The organism is Streptomyces sp. NPDC086549 (assembly GCF_044746205.1).
Taxonomy (GTDB): domain Bacteria; phylum Actinomycetota; class Actinomycetes; order Streptomycetales; family Streptomycetaceae; genus Streptomyces.
Genome location: NZ_JBIVBS010000013.1, coordinates 155,525 through 171,039, shown reverse-complemented (window position 1 = coordinate 171,039; position 15,515 = coordinate 155,525). Strand labels below are relative to the sequence as shown.

General features: G+C 71.4%; 14 protein-coding genes. 10 read left to right on the top strand and 4 right to left on the bottom strand.

All coding sequences use genetic code 11. The annotated features are described in order from the left end of the window. Positions 1 to 168: 168 nt before the first annotated feature. Both ACIPSA_RS34115 and ACIPSA_RS34110 read right to left on the bottom strand, forming a co-directional pair. The gene (locus ACIPSA_RS34115; RefSeq protein WP_402641683.1) at positions 169 to 3,099 is read right to left on the bottom strand and encodes a tetratricopeptide repeat protein; all 2,931 of its coding nucleotides are present in this window, start codon (positions 3,097 to 3,099) and stop codon (positions 169 to 171) included. Beyond that, entirely contained in the window at positions 3,096 to 4,925 is a 1,830-nt protein-coding gene (locus tag ACIPSA_RS34110) for an HSP90 family protein (RefSeq protein WP_402641680.1), read from the bottom strand. The genes ACIPSA_RS34115 and ACIPSA_RS34110 overlap by 4 nt, the downstream gene beginning before the upstream one ends. A 166-nt stretch (positions 4,926 to 5,091) precedes the next feature. On the opposite strand from ACIPSA_RS34110, the gene recG reads away from it, so the two are divergent. From recG to mutM, 8 genes are all read left to right on the top strand, one after another. Then, positions 5,092 to 7,299: an ATP-dependent DNA helicase RecG gene (recG, locus tag ACIPSA_RS34105; RefSeq protein ID WP_402641677.1), complete on the top strand. Its 2,208-nt coding sequence runs from the start codon at positions 5,092 to 5,094 to the stop codon at positions 7,297 to 7,299. Between the two features lie 161 nt (positions 7,300 to 7,460). Beyond that, on the top strand, positions 7,461 to 8,048 hold the full coding sequence (gene rsmD, locus ACIPSA_RS34100; protein ID WP_402641674.1) for a 16S rRNA (guanine(966)-N(2))-methyltransferase RsmD: 588 nt from the start codon (positions 7,461 to 7,463) through the stop codon (positions 8,046 to 8,048). 26 nt (positions 8,049 to 8,074) lie between these two features. Further along, a complete protein-coding gene (gene coaD / locus ACIPSA_RS34095) occupies positions 8,075 to 8,554 on the top strand; it encodes a pantetheine-phosphate adenylyltransferase (RefSeq protein ID WP_402642055.1) in 480 nt (159 codons plus the stop codon). 57 nt (positions 8,555 to 8,611) lie between these two features. Next, on the top strand, positions 8,612 to 9,712 hold the full coding sequence (locus ACIPSA_RS34090; RefSeq protein WP_402641671.1) for a cell division initiation protein: 1,101 nt from the start codon (positions 8,612 to 8,614) through the stop codon (positions 9,710 to 9,712). A gap of 164 nt (positions 9,713 to 9,876) precedes the next feature. Beyond that, positions 9,877 to 10,521 carry a YceD family protein gene (locus tag ACIPSA_RS34085; RefSeq protein WP_402641669.1) on the top strand — a complete coding sequence of 215 codons (645 nt, stop codon included), beginning with the start codon at positions 9,877 to 9,879 and terminating at the stop codon, positions 10,519 to 10,521. Between the two features lie 2 nt (positions 10,522 to 10,523). Then, positions 10,524 to 10,697, top strand: a complete 174-nt coding sequence (gene rpmF / locus ACIPSA_RS34080) for a 50S ribosomal protein L32 (protein ID WP_003951102.1) — start codon at positions 10,524 to 10,526, stop codon at positions 10,695 to 10,697. A gap of 8 nt (positions 10,698 to 10,705) precedes the next feature. Then, a complete protein-coding gene (gene rnc / locus ACIPSA_RS34075) occupies positions 10,706 to 11,545 on the top strand; it encodes a ribonuclease III (protein ID WP_402641666.1) in 840 nt (279 codons plus the stop codon). Positions 11,546 to 11,624: 79 nt separating this feature from the next. Continuing rightward, the gene (gene mutM, locus ACIPSA_RS34070; RefSeq protein WP_402641663.1) at positions 11,625 to 12,488 is read left to right on the top strand and encodes a bifunctional DNA-formamidopyrimidine glycosylase/DNA-(apurinic or apyrimidinic site) lyase; all 864 of its coding nucleotides are present in this window, start codon (positions 11,625 to 11,627) and stop codon (positions 12,486 to 12,488) included. A 57-nt stretch (positions 12,489 to 12,545) separates the two neighbouring features. Here mutM and ACIPSA_RS34065 read toward each other — a convergent pair whose 3' ends face one another. Further along, complete coding sequence (locus tag ACIPSA_RS34065; protein WP_402641660.1) at positions 12,546 to 12,941, bottom strand: winged helix-turn-helix transcriptional regulator; 396 nt, start codon at positions 12,939 to 12,941, stop codon at positions 12,546 to 12,548. 108 nt (positions 12,942 to 13,049) lie between these two features. Here ACIPSA_RS34065 and ACIPSA_RS34060 point away from each other — a divergent pair, with 108 nt between their 5' ends. After that, on the top strand, positions 13,050 to 13,637 hold the full coding sequence (locus ACIPSA_RS34060) for a flavodoxin family protein (RefSeq protein WP_402641657.1): 588 nt from the start codon (positions 13,050 to 13,052) through the stop codon (positions 13,635 to 13,637). 300 nt (positions 13,638 to 13,937) lie between these two features. Here the strand turns inward: ACIPSA_RS34060 and ACIPSA_RS34055 are convergent, their stop codons facing one another. Next, the gene (locus ACIPSA_RS34055; RefSeq protein WP_402641654.1) at positions 13,938 to 15,035 is read right to left on the bottom strand and encodes a CAP domain-containing protein; all 1,098 of its coding nucleotides are present in this window, start codon (positions 15,033 to 15,035) and stop codon (positions 13,938 to 13,940) included. Between the two features lie 167 nt (positions 15,036 to 15,202). Here ACIPSA_RS34055 and ACIPSA_RS34050 point away from each other — a divergent pair, with 167 nt between their 5' ends. Then, positions 15,203 to 15,484, top strand: coding sequence for an acylphosphatase (locus ACIPSA_RS34050; protein WP_402641651.1), 282 nt, complete (start codon positions 15,203 to 15,205; stop codon positions 15,482 to 15,484). The last annotated feature ends 31 nt before the right edge of the window (positions 15,485 to 15,515 follow it).

The window sequence follows — 15,515 nt, the reverse complement described above, 5'->3', positions numbered from 1 at the left end:
CTCGTCGACGGCGGCGACGCTCCGTACGGCAGGGCGGACCGGGTGCCACCGAGGTCTCCTGGGGCCGGGGCACGCCTCGCACCGGGTGCCCGTTGGGACGGGGGTGTGCCGGAGTCGCGCCGCCGCGTCGGGTGCCCGTCGCGGGGGAGGGGCACCCGGCGGCCGTGCTCACCGTTCCTGCGGCCCCAGTATCCGCCGTGCCTCGGCCCGCCGGGCCTGCGCGGTCTCGTCCCTGGCGTCGGCTCCCTCGTAGGCGGCCAGCACCTCACGCGCGCGTGCGGCCGCGTCGTCCTGGCGGCCCAGGTCGGTCTCCAGCCAGCCCGCGGCGAGCTCGGCCGCCGTACGGCTGTGCAGGGCGCCGTCGCCCAGCGAGCCGAACACCGCGACCGCCCGCTCCATCTGGGACAGCGCCTCCTCGAACGGGGCCCGGACCGCCCCCTCCCCGTCCTCCTCGGACACCGAGCGGGCCAGGAGGTCGCCGAACTGGCGGTGGGTGTGGCCCAGTTCGTCGGCCAGCCGCGCCCTTGCCGCGTCGTCGTCGCAGGCCTCCAGCGCCGTCACGCACTCCTCGACCGCGGCCGCCATCAGCTCCCGTGCCCCGGCCGGCCCGGCCTCCGCGCGCAGCGCCAGCCACGCGCGGGCGCGCAGTGAGCGGACGAGGAAATGCACGTTGCCCAGCGAGCGCCACAGGTCGCCCGCGCGCGTGTAGGCCCGGTCCGCCTCGTCCTCCAGCCCCGCCTGCCCGAGCGACTCGGCGGCGAGGTGGGCGAGTGTCGCGTGGTCCTGCTGCTCCGGCCACTGCCGGGCGATCTCGGCGGCCTGCAGCCGGCGCTCGGCGGCGGCGCGGTGCTCGCCCAGCTCGCTCAGGCAGTCCCCGAGCCACCACTGCGTCTGCACGATCGCTCCGTCGCCGTGCGTCTCGACGCTCAGGTCGGGCAGCGCCGACTCCAGCACCTCGGCGGCCTCCGCGAACCGTCCCTGCCGCAGCAGGAAACTGCCCAGCTGGTGCCGCGCCCAGGCGCCCAGCGTGGCGCTCTCACCCGCCTCGTCGGCCCAGTGCGCGGCCTCCAGGGCGTGCTCCACCGCCTCCGGTACCGCACCCCGGCCGCCGACGACCTCGGCCAGCTGGAGGTGCAGCTGGGCCCGTCCGGTCGGCTCCAGATACGGCCCGCCGTGCTCCAGGGACGCCCGCAGCGCCCGCTCCGCCTCCGCCATGTCGCCGAGGCCGTGCGCGAGGGCGGCCACCCGCACCTCGTACTCCACCGAGAACCACGGCAGCCCCGCCTCCACGAACCCCCGCGCCGCCCGCCGGAACAGCTTCGCCGCCCCTTCCCCGTCCCCGGCCAGCTCCGCCAGCTCCGCCAGCATCGCCTGCCCCTCGGCCGCCCGGGACGACAGCCGTACATCGCCGCCGGTGTGCCCCTGCACCAGGGCCAGCAGCTCCCGCACGGACCGCTCGGCGTCGGGGACGGCACCCGGGGTCTCCTCGTGCACCCGCCGCATCAGGATCCGGGCCCGCCCCATCAGCACGGACGCCGTCTGCCGCACGCCGGTGGCGTCCTCCGCGTACAGCGCGAGGACCATGTCGTACGGCTCCGCGACCGCGGCCAGCGCCTCGTCGACGTGGCCCGCCAGGGCGCGTACGTACGCCGCACGCGCGCGTGCGGCCAGTGCCTCTCCGAGGTCGCCCGCCTCCGCGTACAGCTCCGCGGCCCGCAGGAAGAGCCCGGCGCCCTCCGGGCCGCGGTCCATCGCCTCGTGGTCGGCGATCTCCGCACGGTCCCGCGCGTCCAGCTCGACGCCCTCGGCGGCCCGCGCGACCGCCGCCCACGCCTCGACGGCGTTCGGCCGGAGCGTGTCCGACAGCCGCCGGGCCTCGGCGACCAGCGCGGGCAGGTCCGCCCCGTCCGTGCCGGTGTCCGCGACCGTGACCGGGGCGGGCACAGACGCCGCGGGGGAGTGCGCGGTGCGCACGGCGACCGTCCGCACCCCCAGCGGCAGTCGCTCCACCAGCGGCCGCTGCTCCATGCGCGCGCGTACCCGCTCGCCGATGTACGAGGTGCCGTTGCGCCGGTCGAACCGTGCGGCCAGTTCCAGGGCCTCCGCACGCGCCTGGGCGGCGAGTTCCCGTGCGGTCCACGTCCGCCCGGCCGGCCCCGGCACCCGCTGGTCGCCCATCCCGAGCCCCGTCAGGCGGTCCATCAGCAGCGTCACCACGGCCATGAAGTCCAGCCGGCTGCGTGGCTGCCCGGTGTCCGTGAAGTACGCGGGCCGCTCCGCGAGCAGCTCCAGGCCACGCGCCTCGTTGCCGGTCAGCGCGCAGAACTCCACGTGGTCCGCGTAGGCGCACCGCATGCTCTCCATGGGCCGCACCAGCCGGAAGCCGCGCAGATGGTGGGCGCGGGCCTCGTCCACAAGGCCCAGCCGCAGCAGCGGGGACAGGGAGGACGCGAGGACGGAGTGCGGCTCGTGGGCGCAGGTGTACTCGCCCTCCAGGACCGGCCGCCACAGCTCCAGCGCCTCGGCGTCCCGGCCCCGCTTCACCTCCCAGGTGCCCTGCCCGTGCAGCTCGCACGCGTGGCAGTCGGCCATCCGGTCCCGGTCGGCCGCCAGCCAGGCGTCGTACGCCCGCCCGGCACGGTCCAGGTCCCCGATGTGCGCGGCGACACTGAACTCGGCGCTGCGCACGGCCCGTTCGGAGTGCCCGGCCAGCCGGTAGCGGTGCTCCATCTCGGCGAGCCACTTCTCGACCGAGGCGAGCGGGATGTGCGGCTGGTCCAGCATCCCGGCCGACATCCACTTGAAGACCCAGTGCAGCGAATGCGTCTCGTACTCGTCGAAGTCCTCGGGCCGCTCGTCCCACATCCGCAGCAGCCGCGCGAACGGGACGAACATCTTGTCCTTCTCGGAGCTGTAGTTGTAGACCTTCAGCTGGTGTCCGAGCGCCTCGATCACGGCGAGCGGGATGTTCAGCCGCTCGGCGTCGGCGAGCAGCTGCTCCGCGCGCGCGTTGCGGGCCGGGCCCTCCGGCTGCTCGCCGTTCTCCGCCATCGCCCGGCGCAGCGAGTCGAAGTCGGTGATCCCGGTGTCTTCGGTCATCGGTGACCGTCCTCCCCATGTGTGGCCCATTCCAGGAGGCCGATGAACGCGCGGTTCAGCAGCGCGGAGTCCGCGGGCCTGAGCGGGCGCTGCGCCATCAGCAGCGCCTGCCCGTACAGCGACTCCGTCGCGGTGCCGATCAGTTCCGGATCCTTCAGGGAACTGATCCGCCGGATCAGCGGGTTGAGATGGTTGAGCACCAGACGCGCGCGCGGGGCGCTGCCGCGCAGCGAGCCGAGGATGCCCGCCCACAGGTCGTCGGCCTGCTCCTCGGCCTCGGCCCGCGCCTGCTCGTGCCGGGCCGCCCGGTCGTCCAGGTGCAGCGCGGGCACGGACAGCGGATGGAAGGCACGCAGGACGACATCGCAGCCCAGGGGATCGAGTTTCGCCCGCGCGGCCGCCAGGAAGCCGGACAGCGCCAGCTCCTCGGCCGGGTCGACCGCGTCCAGATGGGCGGTCACGGTGTCCGCGTCCAGCTCGGCGACCACCGTCCCCGGGCGCACCGACGGCAGCGCCTCGACCAGCTCGCTGTCGTACGTGTAACCGCCGTTGATCACCCCGATGCCCTGTGCGGAGGCGATCGGCGCGACCTGCCGGTACTCCTCGACGGTCCGGGTGAAGTGCACCACCGGGTGCCGCTGGGCGAACTCCTCCAGGGACAGCCGCCCGTCGGTCGTCTCGAACGGGAGCCACGGCAGCATCGTGCGCAGCATCTCCCTGTCGTGCCGCGCCAGCGACTTCACGCCCAGGTGGTGCACCGACAGGAACGCGGCCAGCCGTTCCGGATCGCCCGCCGCCAGGCCCGTCAGCCAGGAGCGAATCCTTTCACCGAGCGCTTCCCGTACGGCGGCGAGGGTCTCGTCCTCGTACAGCGACTCGCGCGAGGCCGTGGGCCGCAGGCTGTCCGTGTCCAGGACGCAGCGCACGAAGAACGCCCAGTCCGGCAGCAGCTGTTCGGCCCGCTCGGTCAGCAGCATGCCCTTCAGGTGCACGCGGTGCGTCGCGCGCTGGGCCGGGCTGACCGCCGACGGAAGCACGTACGCCACTCCGCGGATCCCGGCCAGCGGCACGTTCAGCTCGATCGAGTCCAGCGGAGTGAACCCGAACAGCTCGTGACAGTGCCGGGCCAGGGCCACCCGGCGGGTGGCGGGGGACGGGTACGCGCGGTCCCAGGGCGCGGGCAGATCGGTGACAGCCTCGTCGCCGACGCGCACGTCGTACGGCAGCAGCGACCCGAAGTCCCGCGCCAGCGCGAGGACCCGCTCGGGCGAGAGCCACTCCGCGGCCCCGGCCCGCGCCACCAGGTGCACGGTGGTGCCCGGTTCGGGCCGGGCCTCGTCCGGCAGGGTCCGCACGGTGTAGGAGCCGTCGTCGCGTGCCGTCCACTCCACGGGCGGGGCGTCGGGCGTACGGGCGCTACGGCTGACGACCCGGATCCGCTCGGCGACCACGAAACAGGCGAGCAGCCCGATGCCGAACTGGCCCAGGAAGTCCGAGCGGGCCTCCTGCAGCCCCTCCGCGCGCTTGGAGCTGCGGCCGATGGTCGCCAGCAGGCTGTGCACGTCGGACTCGGTGAGCCCGACGCCGGTGTCCTCCACCCGCAGGCCATCGCCGTCGGCGTGGAGCCGCACCCGGGCCGGGGCTTCGGGCTCCTCGCCCCGCCTGGCCGTGATGGCGTCCACGGCGTTCTGCAGCAGCTCGCGCAGATAGACCTTGGGACTGGAGTACAGGTGATGGGACAGCAGGTCCACCAAACCGCGCAGGTCGACCTGGAACGTATGAGGTGACTGGGATGCCTGGGATGACTGTGAGGTCTGGGAGTCCATCGTCGCAGCGCCGGTGGGGGGAGGTGCGTCGGCGCGGGGTCGGGCGGTCCCTGATGGGGCGGTGACCGCGGGGGATGGCCGGAGCGCGCCATCCTAGAGCCCGAACAGCCCGTCTGACCAGGGGTTTCCCGGTACGTATACGGCAATGTCAGTGGCGTGGTGTGCAATGGATCTCGTGCCCGCACTGGAAGAACCACTGAAACAACCACTGAAGTCAGTGCTCGGCCCAGCCACCGCGAAGGTGATGGCCGAGCATCTCGGCCTGCACTCCGTCGGCGACCTCCTGCACCACTACCCGCGCAGATACGAGGAGCGCGGCCAGCTCACCCACCTCGCCGACCTCCCCATGGACGAGCACGTCACGGTGGTCGCCCAGGTCGCCGACGCCCGGCTGCACTCCTTCGCCTCCGCCAAGGCCCCCCGAGGCAAGGGACAGCGCCTGGAGGTCACCATCACGGACGGCAGCGGCCGCCTCCAACTGGTCTTCTTCGGCAGCGGCGTTCACAAGCCCCACAAGGAACTTCTGCCGGGCGCACGCGCGATGTTCGCGGGCAAGGTCTCCGTGTTCAACCGACGGCTCCAACTGGCTCATCCGGCGTACGAATTGCTGAAGGGCGACACCGAAGAGACAGTGGAGACCTGGGCCGGAGCCCTCATCCCCATCTACCCCGCCACCGCCAAGCTGGAGTCCTGGAAGATCGGCAAGGCGATCCAGACGGTGCTCCCCAGCGCCCAGGAAGCCCTCGACCCCCTGCCCGACTCCCTCCGCGAGGGCCGGGGCCTGGTCTCCCTCCCCGAGGCCCTGCTCAAGATCCACCGCCCGCACACCAAGGCGGACATCGCCGACGCCCGCGCCCGCCTCAAGTGGGACGAGGCCTTCGTGCTCCAGGTCGCCCTCGCCCGCCGCCGCCACGCCGACACCCAGCTCCCCGCGGTCCCGCGCAGACCCGCCCCCGACGGCCTGCTCACCGCCTTCGACGACCGCCTCCCCTTCACCCTCACCGACGGCCAGCGGAAGGTCTCCAAGGAGATCTTCGACGATCTGGCGACCGAGCATCCGATGCACCGGCTGCTGCAGGGGGAAGTCGGTTCCGGGAAGACCATGGTGGCCCTGCGCGCCATGCTCGCCGTCGTCGACGCCGGCGGTCAGGCCGCCATGCTCGCGCCCACCGAGGTGCTCGCCCAGCAGCATCACCGGTCGGTCGTCGAGATGATGGGTGAGCTGGCCGAGGGAGGGATGCTGGGCGGGGCCGAGCAGGCCACCAAGGTGGTGCTGCTCACCGGGTCGATGGGGGCGGCCGCGCGGCGGCAGGCGCTGCTCGATCTCGTCACCGGGGAGGCCGGGATCGTGATCGGCACGCACGCGCTGATCGAGGACAAGGTGCAGTTCCATGACCTGGGGCTCGTCGTGGTCGACGAACAGCACCGGTTCGGGGTCGAACAGCGCGACGCCCTGCGCGGCAAGGGAAAGCAGCCTCCGCACCTGCTCGTCATGACCGCCACGCCGATTCCGCGCACGGTCGCCATGACCGTCTTCGGCGACCTGGAGACGTCCGTCCTGGACCAGCTCCCGGCCGGCCGCTCGCCCATCGCCAGCCATGTCGTCCCGGCCGCCGACAAGCCGCACTTCCTGGCACGCGCGTGGGAGCGGGTCCGCGAGGAGGTGGCGAACGGGCACCAGGCGTACGTCGTCTGCCCCCGGATCGGGGACGAGGACGTGGACCCCAAGAAGAAGTCCCCCGAGGACGAGGCCGAGAAGCGTCCTCCGCTCGCTGTCATCGACGTGGCCGACCAGCTCGCCAAGGGGCCGCTCGCGGGCCTGAAGGTGGAGGTGCTGCACGGCCGTATGCACCCGGACGACAAGGACGCCGTCATGCGCCGCTTCGCGGCCGGGGAGACCGACGTCCTGGTGGCCACGACCGTGATCGAGGTCGGCGTCAACGTCCCGAACGCCACCGCGATGGTGATCATGGACGCCGACCGCTTCGGAGTGTCCCAGCTCCACCAGCTGCGCGGCCGCGTCGGCCGTGGTTCCGCCGCCGGCCTCTGCCTCCTGGTCACCGAGATGCCCGAGGCCAGTCCGGCCCGCCAGCGGCTGGGCGCGGTCGCCGCCACCCTGGACGGCTTCGAACTGTCCCGCATCGACCTCGAACAGCGCCGCGAGGGCGACGTCCTGGGCCAGGCCCAGTCGGGCGCCCGCTCCAGCCTCCGGGTCCTCGCCGTCATCGAGGACGAGGAGATCATCGCCGAGGCCCGCGAGGAGGCGGCCGCCGTCGTCGCCGCCGACCCGGATCTGGAACAGCTGCCCGGACTGCGCACCGCCTTGGACGCCCTGCTGGACGAGGAGAGGGAGCAGTACTTGGAAAAGGGGTGAGCGGCCCTACCTCAGGGGCGCGGGGCGGTGTCGATATGCGGCTCCGCCGCGTGGGCGCGAGCAACCACGACGAACCCGCAGCCGCTACGCGACGCAAGGCACCCCTCTGCCTACGCCTGCCAAACTGGACCTGTAACCCGCCCCACGATCAAGGACCCCAAATGACCCGCGTGATCGCCGGCGCAGCCGGAGGACGCCGCTTGGCCGTCCCGCCGGGAACCGGCACACGTCCGACCTCCGACCGCGCGCGCGAGGGCCTCTTCTCCACCTGGCAGTCCCTGCTCGGAGGTCCTCTGGACGGCGAGCGGATTCTGGATCTTTACGCCGGCTCCGGTGCAGTGGGCCTGGAAGCCCTCTCCCGCGGTGCGAGCCACACCCTGCTCGTCGAGGCCGACGCGCGAGCGGCCCGCATCGTGCGCGAGAACGTACGGAGCCTCGGCCTCCCCGGTGCCGAGGTCAGGGCGGGCAAAGCGGAACAGATCATCAGGACACCGGCGCCCGCCGAGCCGTACGACATCGTCTTCCTCGATCCCCCGTATGCCGTCTCCGACGACGATCTTCGCGAGATTCTGCTCACACTCCGCGCCGAGGGGTGGCTCGCGGAGGAAGCCCTCGTCACCGTGGAGCGCAGCACCAGAGGCGGAGAATTCCACTGGCCCGACGGTTTCGAAGGGCTCCGGGCCCGTCGTTACGGCGAGGGAACGTTTTGGTACGGTCGCGCCGCCTCTACGTGCGAAGACGCACGATGACCGGACCGGAGAGCGAGGGATCTCAAGTGCGCCGCGCCGTCTGTCCCGGGTCGTTCGACCCCATCACCAACGGACACCTCGACATCATTTCCCGTGCCTCCCGTCTGTACGACGAGGTCTATGTCGCGGTCATGATCAACAAGGCCAAGAGGGGCCTGTTCGAGATCGACGAGCGGATCGAACTGATCCGCGAGGTCACCGCCGAGTACGGGAACGTGCGGGTCGAGGCCTTCCACGGCCTCCTCGTGGACTTCTGCAAGCAGCGCGACATCCCCGCCATCGTCAAGGGCCTGCGCGCCGTCAGCGACTTCGACTACGAGCTGCAGATGGCCCAGATGAACAACGGCCTCTCGGGCGTCGAGACCCTCTTCGTGCCCACCAACCCCACCTACAGCTTCCTGTCGTCCTCCCTGGTCAAGGAGGTCGCGACCTGGGGCGGCGACGTTTCCCACCTGGTCCCGCCGGTGGTTCTGCAGGCCCTCAACGAGCGCCTGCGAGAGGACTGATGGGGCTACAGTCGTCCCGTCCGTCTCCAACACAGCTGTAGAGAGTGGCGAGCACAGGTGGACGTGCAGAAGAAGCTCGACGAGATCGTGGCCGCGGTCTCCGGCGCCCGGGCCATGCCCATGTCGGCATCGTGCGTGATCAACCGCGCCGACCTGCTCGCGATGCTCGAAGAGGTGCGCCAGGCCCTGCCCGGCTCCCTCGCGCAGGCCCAGGAGCTGATCGGCGACCGCGAGCAGATGGTCGAGCAGGCCCGTCTGGAGGCCGACCGGATCATCGGGCAGGCGCACGCCGAGCGCGGTTCGCTGATCTCCGACACCGAGGTCGCCCGCCGCTCCCAGGCCGAGGCCGACCGGATCCTCACCGAGGCCCGCAAGGAGGCCGAGGACGTCCGCGCGGAGGCCGACGACTACGTCGACTCCAAGCTCGCCAACTTCGAGGTCGTCCTCACCAAGACCCTCGGCTCGGTCGGCCGTGGCCGCGAGAAGCTCCTCGGCACCGGGCCCGGCCTCGACGAGCAGGGCTACGAGGACGAGGACGCCCCCGAGCGCAGCCACGACCCCGAGACCCTGCGCCGCAACGCCGACGAATACGTGGACGTCAAGCTCGGCGCCTTCGAGGCGGTCCTCGCCAAGACCCTGGAGGCCGTCGGCCGCGGCCGCCAGAAGCTGCACGGCCGCATCGCCACCGACGACCTCGGCGCCCTCGCCGACGACAACACGACCTTCCAGCACTCCAGCGACGCCGACTACCTGGCCGACCTCGCGGCCCTCGCCGAGCAGGACACCTCGGCCGAGCAGCCCGTACCGCAGCAGCCCGCCGCGCCGCAGCAGTACGACCAGCAGCCGGCCTACGGCTACCAGCAGCAGGACGTCTACGGCGGCTACCAGCAGCAGGAGTACGCACAGCAGGACCCGTACGGCTACCAGCAGGCCGATCCGTACTCCTCCAGCTCCGGCTACGCTCCGGCGGGAGGCGGCGCCCCCTTCCAGGGCTACGACGACGCGCAGGCGGCGTACGACCAGCACCAGGTCCCGAACCAGGGGCAGCAGGGGCAGCAGGGACAACGGGGCTACGCCCTCGACGAGACCAGCCTGTTCGACACCAGCATGATCACGCCCGAGCAGCTGCGGGCCTACGAGCGGGAACGCGGCCTGTAGGCGGCCCGCGGGACCCCCGCGCGGACCGGAAGCGGACACCGGATTGGGCCGAGAGCGAAAGGTCCAGTATCCTGGCTCTTCGGTCGCGCGTACGTCCGCGATCAGCGCTGCCTCACCACACCGAAGGGCAGTGTCCCTCTGAGCTCAGAAGATCGAAAGCAGGAATGACCTCTAACGCCCGCCTCGACCACCGCAACCCTCTCGTGTTCGACACACACGAGCTGGGCAGGCGTCCTGGTGCGCTGCAGCGGCTGACCCGCACGATCAACGCTCCCAAGGACTTCGGTATCCAGGGAGTCGTCGGGGTGCCGGAAGGCGCCCCGGTGGAGCTCGAACTCCGGCTCGAGTCGGTCATGGAAGGGGTGCTCGTCACAGGCACCGCCCGTGCACAGGCCGAGGGGGAGTGCGTAAGGTGTCTGGAGCCGCTTGAGATGGATCTCGAAGCGGACTTCCAGGAGATGTTCTCGTACCCTGACGCCGACGACCGGGGCCGTGTGAAGACGGAACCGGCCGACGACGCCGAGGAAGACGAGGGCAGGCTCTATCTCGAGGACGGCCTGTTCGACCTCGAACCCGTGCTGCGGGATGCGGTGGTGCTCGCACTGCCGATGCAGCCGGTGTGCCAGGACGACTGCCCAGGCCTGTGCTCCGAGTGCGGAGCGCGACTGGCGGACGACCCGGACCACCATCACGACGCCGTCGACATTCGTTGGGCGGCACTGCAGGGACTCGCCGGCACCATGTCGGACGGCGAGAAGGACGAGATGAGCGGCGCCGAAGCGGGCGTCGACGAGAAGCAGGAGAAGTAGCCGTGGCTGTTCCGAAGCGGAAGATGTCGCGCAGCAACACGCGCCACCGCCGGTCGCAGTGGAAGGCTGCGGTCCCCACCCTGGTTGCGTGCGAGCGCTGCCACGAGCCCAAGCAGCAGCACATCGCGTGCCCGTCTTGCGGCACCTACAACAAGCGCCAGGTCCTCGAAGTCTGAGTGGCTAGGTGAGAGGCACTGTGTCCAGTCCCAAGAAGGCGGATGACGCCAAGGCGGACCCATCCGCCAAGAAGAAGACGGACAGCACAGCCTCGTCCCACACGCTTCTGGAAGGGCGGCTCGGCTACAAGCTCGAGTCCGCCCTTCTGGTGCGTGCGCTGACCCACCGTTCCTACGCGTACGAGAACGGCGGTCTGCCGACGAACGAGCGGCTGGAGTTCCTCGGGGACTCCGTGCTCGGCCTCGTCGTCACGGACACGCTGTACCGCACCCACCCCGATCTGCCCGAGGGCCAGCTGGCCAAGCTCCGGGCCGCGGTGGTGAACTCGCGTGCGCTCGCGGAAGTGGGTCGTGGTCTCGACCTGGGTTCCTTCATCCGGCTCGGCCGTGGTGAAGAGGGCACGGGCGGCCGGGACAAGGCGTCCATCCTCGCCGACACCCTGGAAGCGGTGATCGGCGCGGTCTATCTCGACCAGGGCCTCGACTCGGCGTCCGAGCTGGTGCACCGGCTCTTCGACCCGTTGATCGAGAAGTCCTCGAACCTCGGAGCCGGCCTGGACTGGAAGACCAGCCTCCAGGAGCTCACCGCGACCGAGGGGCTCGGCGTGCCCGAGTACCTGGTCACGGAGACCGGCCCCGACCACGAGAAGACCTTCACTGCTGCCGCCCGCGTCGGAGGCGTCTCGTACGGCACCGGCACCGGCCGCAGCAAGAAGGAGGCGGAGCAGCAGGCCGCCGAGTCCGCCTGGCGGTCCATCCGGGCCGCGGCGGACGAGCGGGCCATGGCGGCCAAGGCGGCGAAGGAAGCCGCCGAGGGCGACCCCGACCCGTCGTCGGCCTCCGCCTGACGAACAGCGCACCCGAGCGCCTGCCCCCTGCCCGGGGGCGGGCGCTCGGCTCATCACACGGTCTGTCACGGGGGTCCCCATGCCCGAGTTGCCCGAGGTAGAGGTCGTACGGCGCGGCCTGGAGCGGTGGGTCGCCCATCGCACCGTGGCCGACGCCGAGGTGCTCCACCCGCGCGCCGTACGCCGTCACACGGCCGGCGCCGACGACTTCGCGCACCGTCTCAAGGGCCACCGCATCGGCACCCCCAGCCGCCGCGGCAAGTACCTGTGGCTGCCCCTGGAGGACACCGACCAGTCCGTCCTGGCCCACCTCGGCATGAGCGGCCAGCTGCTGGTCCAGCCGCACGAGGCACCGGACGAGAAGCACCTGCGCATCCGCATCCGCTTCGCCGACGAGGTGGACACGGAACTCCGTTTCGTCGACCAGCGCACCTTCGGCGGCCTGTCGCTGCACGACAACACCCCCGACGGGCTGCCCGACGTCATCGCGCACATCGCCCGCGACCCCCTCGACCCGCTGTTCGACGACGAGGCCTTCCACCAGGCCCTGCGCCGCAAGCGGACCACCATAAAACGGGCCCTGCTGGACCAGTCGTTGATCAGCGGAGTCGGCAACATCTATGCGGACGAGGCCCTTTGGCGCGCCCGCGTCCACTACGAGCGCCCGACCGCGAACTTCACCCGCCCACGCACCGCTGAACTCCTCGGCCATGTGAGGGACGTGATGAACGCGGCTCTCGCCGTCGGCGGCACCAGCTTCGACAGCCTGTACGTCAACGTCAACGGCGAGTCGGGCTACTTCGACCGCTCACTGGACGCGTACGGGCGTGAGGGCCTGCCCTGCAAGCGGTGCGCCACCCCCATGCGCCGCCGCCCCTGGATGAACCGCTCCAGCTACTTCTGCCCGAAGTGCCAGCCGGCGCCGCGCGTGCGGGCCGCCTGAACGGCGACCGGCCCGGGACGGAGCGCGCCACCGCCGTGTTGTTCGGCGACCGAGCGCTCAGGCCTGCCGGGCGTCGTACTCCTGACGTGCCTCGAGCACGTCGTCCATGGACCCCTCCACGAAGTGGATGAGGCTCAGCAGCCGCACGGCGACCTCGCGGCCGAGCGGGGTGAGTTCGTAGTCCACGCGCGGCGGGTTGGTCGGCTGGGCCTCCCGGTGCACCAGGCCGTCGCGCTCCAGCGCGTGCAGGGTCTGGGACAGCATCTTCTCGCTCACGCCGTCGACGCGGCGGCGCAGCTCGTTGAAGCGCAGGGAGCCCTCGTGCAGCGCACCGAGCGCGAGACCGCCCCAGCGGCCCGTGACGTGCTCCAGCGTGCCCCGTGACGGGCAGGCCTTGGCGAACACGCTGTAGGGGAGGTCCTGCTCCTCCGTGCGCTCCTGGGTGCCGTTCATGCTCCAAGCGTACTCGAGCGCAGCGCTCACCAACAGGTTGCACTTACCAGGAGTTAGTGCTTTCCTGTGGTTACCGCTATTGAGCTGCCCATTCGAGGAGTGCGCACCATGACCACCCCTGTTGTCTCCATCGCCTACCACTCCGGCTACGGCCACACCGCCGTCCTTGCCGAGGCCGTTCGCGCCGGAGCGGTCGAGGCCGGTGCCGAGGTGCACCTGATCAAGGTCGACGAGATCACCGACGAGCAGTGGGCGGCCCTGGACGCCTCCGACGCCATCGTCTTCGGATCGCCCACCTACATGGGCACGGCGACCGGCGCCTTCCACGTGTTCGCGGAGGCGTCCTCGAAGCGCTGGTTCGGGCAGGACTGGAAGGACAAGCTGGCCGCCGGCTTCACCAACTCGGGCTCCAAGAGCGGCGACAAGCTGCACACCCTGCAGTTCTTCCAGATCCTCGCCGCCCAGCACGGCATGAACTGGGTCAACCTGGGCCTGCACCCCGGCTGGAACAGCAGCGCCGGCTCCGAGCACGACCTCAACCGACTCGGCGTGTTCGCGGGCGCGGCCGCCCAGACCAACGTCGACGAGGGCCCGGAGGCCGTGCACAAGGCGGACGTGGCGACGGCGGAGCACCTGGGCCGCCGGGTCGCGGAGACGGCGAGGGTGTTCCTTCAGGGCCGGGCGGCCGCCGCCTGAGCGACGGTCGGTGCCGGGCTCGGCAGCCGGGGAAGTGACGGGCCGGTTCGCCGGCCCGTGGCCGCGCAATGAATCAACGCCACGGCCTGCGACCTGGCTGTCGACGGTGGTCGGCGTTGACAGCCATCGGTCGCCCGCCCCAGTCGGTCAGGACAATCCACAGGTGGTGGTTGCTGCCTGCGTGCTCGTACGTCGTGAGGACGGATCGTCCGCGTGCACCAGCCGGTCGGCGAGGCGGCGGCTGTGCTCCAGGTGCGCCGACACGGCGCCGTCGCCCATGGACCCCGGCCCGTGGCTGTCTCAGTAGCCGAAGTCCTGCGTCCACCAGGGGCCGTCGGCCCCGAAGTGCACTCCGACGCCCAGGGTCTTGAAGTCGCAGTTCAGGATGTTGGCCCGGTGTCCGGGGCTGTTCATCCAGGCCTTCATGACCGCAGCCGCGTCGGCCTGGCCACGGGCTATGTTCTCGCCGCCGAGGCCGGTTATGCCCGCCTTGTCGGCCCGGTCCCACGGGGTCGCCCCGTCCGGGTCGGTGTGGTCGAAGAAGCCCCGCGCAGCCATGTCGTCGCTGAAGGCCGCGGCCAGCGAGGTCAGTGAACTGTTCGCGGACACCGCGCTGCAGCCCACCTTCGCCCGCTCCTCGTTGACGAGCTTCAGCACCTGGGCCTCGGCCGCGGCCGCACTGGAGACCGTCGCCGGGGCCGAGGCGTGCGCCGACGCCTGCGGAGCCTTCTTCGGCGGCTTGGTCTTCGGCTTCTTCGACGGCGTGGCCGGGGACTTCGGCTCCTTGGGGTGCGTCTTCGCCGGTGCGGAGGACGAGGAGGCCGAGGCGGATGGTGCCGGCGAGACGGATCGGTCGCTGTTCCGGCTCGTCGAGGTGCCCCCGGAGCCACCGGTCCGGCCGTCGGCGGCGCTGCCCGAGGCGCCGCCCTGTTCGGCGGCCGTGTTGCCGGGCGAGCCCGCGGCCTGCACGTTGTCACCGCCGGTGGTGCTGGTGGTGCCGCCGAGCTTGAAGTGGTCGAGGCCGGGCACCGCACCCGTGGCCACCGTGACCGTTCCGATGGCGACGGCGGCGGAGACCCCGAGCAGACCCGTGCGCACGGGCGTGGCGGCCTTCTTCTTCCGGCGCCGGTGCCCACCGCCCGCGGGCGTGAACCCGTCCGCGGGGAAGGCGGTCGTTTCCGTGACCGGCCCGTACCCGTCGTCCCCGGCGTACAGGTACGCCGAGCTCCGCGCGTTCGCCTCGGCGTACGCTTCCGGGTTCAGATACGGCGCGGTGCCCATCGTGGCGGGGCGGCCCGCGTACGAGTCCTGCGGGTCCCGGCTCTCCGTGTACGAGCCATATGCTTCAGTGACCCCCGTGGCGGCGCGGCCGGCGGCGGAGCGTCGGTGGCGTCCCATCCCCTTGCCTTCCTCGTCTCGCGGTCAACCCCACTCATACGATCTTGTGGGCGAACCAGCTCACTCGATCGAGTGAGTTTCATATGAGATTCATTGGGTGGGGACGGTACCGCATGGCGCCAGAGGGAGATGTGCCTCGGGGGACATTGGTTGGTTAGGTTGCACCCATGAGCGACGATGTGCGACTGGTCGCCTGGGTGCGCGGACGCGTCCAAGGTGTGGGTTTCCGCTGGTTCACGCGGGCCAAGGCGCTGGAGATCGGCGGCTTGAGTGGCTTTGCTCTCAATCTGGGCGACGGACGGGTCCAGGTGGTCGCCGAGGGGTCGCGCGAGGGATGCGAGGGCCTCCTCGACTGGCTCCAGGGCGACGACACGCCCGGACGCGTGGACGGCGTCACCGAGATCTGGGACACACCCCGCGGCGGCTACGACGGCTTCGCCGTCCGCTGACCCCGCTCTGTAAATCTCCGCAGGCCGAAGC

What these genes read in the sequence shown, in the direction of transcription:
- ACIPSA_RS34115 (WP_402641683.1), bottom strand. Translation starts at nt 3,099, where the DNA reads ATGACCGAAGACACCGGGATCACCGACTTCGACTCGCTGCGCCGGGCG.
- ACIPSA_RS34110 (WP_402641680.1), bottom strand. Translation starts at nt 4,925, where the DNA reads ATGGACTCCCAGACCTCACAGTCATCCCAGGCATCCCAGTCACCTCAT.
- recG (WP_402641677.1), top strand. Translation starts at nt 5,092, where the DNA reads ATGGATCTCGTGCCCGCACTGGAAGAACCACTGAAACAACCACTGAAG.
- rsmD (WP_402641674.1), top strand. Translation starts at nt 7,461, where the DNA reads ATGACCCGCGTGATCGCCGGCGCAGCCGGAGGACGCCGCTTGGCCGTC.
- ACIPSA_RS34085 (WP_402641669.1), top strand. Translation starts at nt 9,877, where the DNA reads ATGACCTCTAACGCCCGCCTCGACCACCGCAACCCTCTCGTGTTCGAC.
- mutM (WP_402641663.1), top strand. Translation starts at nt 11,625, where the DNA reads ATGCCCGAGTTGCCCGAGGTAGAGGTCGTACGGCGCGGCCTGGAGCGG.
- ACIPSA_RS34065 (WP_402641660.1), bottom strand. Translation starts at nt 12,941, where the DNA reads ATGAACGGCACCCAGGAGCGCACGGAGGAGCAGGACCTCCCCTACAGC.
- ACIPSA_RS34060 (WP_402641657.1), top strand. Translation starts at nt 13,050, where the DNA reads ATGACCACCCCTGTTGTCTCCATCGCCTACCACTCCGGCTACGGCCAC.
- ACIPSA_RS34055 (WP_402641654.1), bottom strand. Translation starts at nt 15,035, where the DNA reads ATGGGACGCCACCGACGCTCCGCCGCCGGCCGCGCCGCCACGGGGGTC.
- ACIPSA_RS34050 (WP_402641651.1), top strand. Translation starts at nt 15,203, where the DNA reads ATGAGCGACGATGTGCGACTGGTCGCCTGGGTGCGCGGACGCGTCCAA.